Below are 3086 nucleotides of genomic sequence, written 5' to 3'. Positions count from 1 at the left end.
TCTAATAATACAATTATCTCTGATTTTGAGAGATAAATAAAGAAGGTTTTATAGGTTTCCCTATTTGATAACCTAAATATATTATACAAGGAGATGTGTCTATTGAGAATATTAAAGGAGAAGTCAGCAGGTATAATAGTAGATGTACAAGAAAGACTAATGCCCCATATATATGAAAACTCTACAACTATAAAAAATCTTAAGACATTAATAGAGGGATTAAATATCTTAGAGATACCCTTGTTAGTATCACAACAATATACTAAAGGACTGGGAGGAACAGTAAAGGATGTAAGTGATTCTATAGGAGATTTTACTCCGATGGAAAAGATGACATTTAGTTGTTGTGATGAAGAATATTTCATGAAAAAAATAAAAGACTTGGAAAAAGAGTTTTTTATAATAGCAGGTATAGAGACCCATGTATGTGTGCTACAGACATCATTAGACCTTTTAGAGAAGGGATATAAAGTAGTACTTGTAGAAGACTGTGTATCATCTAGGAGGGAAAATGATAAAAATATGGCTGTCCAACGTTTGAGGGCTCATGGTGCTATAATAACTACATATGAATCACTATTGTTTGAGTTATGTAGATATGCAGGAACAGAGGAGTTTAAGAAGATATCAAAGCTTGTAAAATAAAAATGAAGTGGCACCTTGATGGTGCCACTTTAAATAATTAATTTAAACTAAATTGGTATTAATTATAATATATCAGCTGCTAATTGGGCCAGTGAAGATCTTTCTCCTTTTTCAAAGGTAATATGACCAGCTTCCCTATATTTTTTAAATTTTTCAATAATATAAGTTAATCCATTGTTTATAGAATCCATATATGGATGGTCAATTTGTTCAGGATCTCCCACTAATACGATTTTGCTTCCTTCTCCTACTCTGGTTATTATGGTCTTGATTTCATGTTTTGTGAGATTTTGAGCTTCGTCTATAATTATAAATTGATTTGGTATAGTCCTACCTCTTATAAAGGTAAGTGCTTCAATTTCAATTTTTCTTAATCCTGCAACTATACCATCAATATCTCCTTCCCGATTTCTAAATATAAATTCTAAATTATCATATATAGGTTGCATCCAAGGTCTCAACTTTTCATCTTTGTCTCCAGGTAAAAAACCTAAGTCTTTACCCATGGGTATTACTGGACGTCCTACCAGTAGCTTATTATATCTATTAATTTCTTCTGTCTTATATAGCCCCACAGCCAATGCTAATAAAGTCTTACCTGTACCTGCCCTACCTGTCAATGTGACTAGGGGTATAGAGTCATCCATCAATAGTTCATATGCCATCTTTTGCTGGGCATTTTTTGGATAGATACCCCAGATATCTTTATCCATAAATTTAAGAGGTGTTAAAGTATTCTTATTTGAATCAAAGTATACAAGGGCTGATTTAGAGGATCCTAGTTTGTCTTTTAATATTAGGAATTGATTAGGAAGAAGTGAAGGATTATGAAGTGGGTAGTCGCTAATAGTTAAACAGTTTTTTATATAAAGGTCGTCTATTATATAGGGGTCTACTTTTATAGTTTCATACCCTGAATATATATTGTCATCTTTGACTATTTTATCAGATGAATAGTCCTGAGCTGTTATACCTAAAGTATCAGCTTTAATTCTGACTAAGACATCCTTACTAACAAGTATAACTGGACGTGGATTTAAATTTCCTTTTTGTTCAAGATGTAGATTTATAGCAACTGCCAATATTCTATTGTCATTATTAACTTCATAAAAATACTTTTTTACATTTTCGAGATGTCTATGATTCATTTCAATTTTAAGTATGCTTCCATTGTCCAATTTGACTCCGTGTTGTAATCGTGCTTTTTTTCTTAACCTGTCTAAAATTCTAGATATGGTACGGGCATTTCTCCCTAGTTCATCTCCAAGTCTTTTCTTCTTATCAATTTCTTCTAATACTACAGTTGGAATTACAATTTCACTATTATTGAATGTAAATATAGCATTGGGGTCATCTAAAAGTACACTAGTATCTAGTACATAAATTTTTTTCAAATTTACGCCTCCTAATATAATGTTCTTATGATATATTTATTCACTTATTAAATAATATATTTCTAATTTTATAATAAATAAACTATGTTAAGTAAAAATTAAATGGAGGTTAAAAATAGAACTTTTATATAACTATAAAAAATGAAGGAATGTATAACCATATATAGAATATAATTATCAAGAGTTAATTTTATAATAACGAGGGGAGAGGTAATATGTTTTATAATAGTGAAGATATAGAGAAAAACACTATAATTGATGTAGCACAAAAGATGTGTGTAGCTGCTAGAACTGCTCCTAAGGGCAAGGGGATAGATAATATACTTACTACAATATTGACAGATGCAGAAAAAGATGAATTAGCAGACCATATGGAGAGAATAGGAAAAGACAAAGGGATAGATTTTTTTATTAGAGATGCTCAAAATGTGAGACATGCAGCAGCATTGGTACTTATAGGGTCTGAACTTAATACAAGAGGCATAGAATATTGTGGCTTTTGTGGATTTGAAAACTGTAAAGAAAAAAATGAAAAAAAAGGAAGATGTGCATTTGATATAACAGATTTAGGCATAGCTGTAGGTTCTGCCGTTTCTATAGCAGCAGATAATAGGGTTGATAATAGAGTTATGTTTAGTGTAGGTAAGGTAGCATTAGAGGTAAATACAATGGGAAATAATGCTGGAATTATATATGGCATACCTTTGACGACCAAAGGGAAAAGTATTTTCTTCGATAGAAAATAAAGATCTAATATTGAAATTTTCATTGACTTTTGTTAATTTAAATGGTATTGTAAATAAAAGAAACTTAATAGTATATCTTTAATCTAGTACGAGATACTGGGAAGATATTGTGGATAAACATAGGTGAACTGTGATTATTTTGCGACCAAACTTCCTGGTATCAGGGAGTTTTTATTTTGCTCCATTTTAAGTTGGTACGGAGAGACCAAAAAAGCAACCTGGTAATATGTCAAGGAGAATTTTTAAAAGAAAATAAAAGAAGTGATTAAAAAAGGGCAACTTTAATAGAACCTAGGTTTTT

3 protein-coding genes are annotated in these 3086 nt (G+C 30.8%); 2 read left to right on the top strand and 1 reads right to left on the bottom strand.

Going from position 1 to position 3086, the window contains the following annotated elements; translation table 11 throughout:
- Window positions 1-102: 102 nt before the first annotated feature.
- Window positions 103-645: a hydrolase gene (locus Q326_RS0114755; RefSeq protein ID WP_026896054.1), complete on the top strand. Its 543-nt coding sequence runs from the start codon at window positions 103-105 to the stop codon at window positions 643-645.
- A gap of 62 nt (window positions 646-707) precedes the next feature.
- Here Q326_RS0114755 and Q326_RS0114750 read toward each other — a convergent pair whose 3' ends face one another.
- Window positions 708-2039, bottom strand: coding sequence for a PhoH family protein (locus Q326_RS0114750; RefSeq protein WP_026896053.1), 1332 nt, complete (start codon window positions 2037-2039; stop codon window positions 708-710).
- A 215-nt stretch (window positions 2040-2254) separates the two neighbouring features.
- On the opposite strand from Q326_RS0114750, the gene Q326_RS0114745 reads away from it, so the two are divergent.
- Window positions 2255-2785, top strand: coding sequence for a ferredoxin domain-containing protein (locus tag Q326_RS0114745; protein WP_026896052.1), 531 nt, complete (start codon window positions 2255-2257; stop codon window positions 2783-2785).
- Window positions 2786-3086: the final 301 nt, after the last annotated feature.

The organism is Clostridiisalibacter paucivorans DSM 22131 (genome assembly GCF_000620125.1).
Lineage (GTDB): Bacteria > Bacillota > Clostridia > Tissierellales > Clostridiisalibacteraceae > Clostridiisalibacter > Clostridiisalibacter paucivorans.
This window is presented reverse-complemented; position numbering and strand designations above follow the sequence as displayed.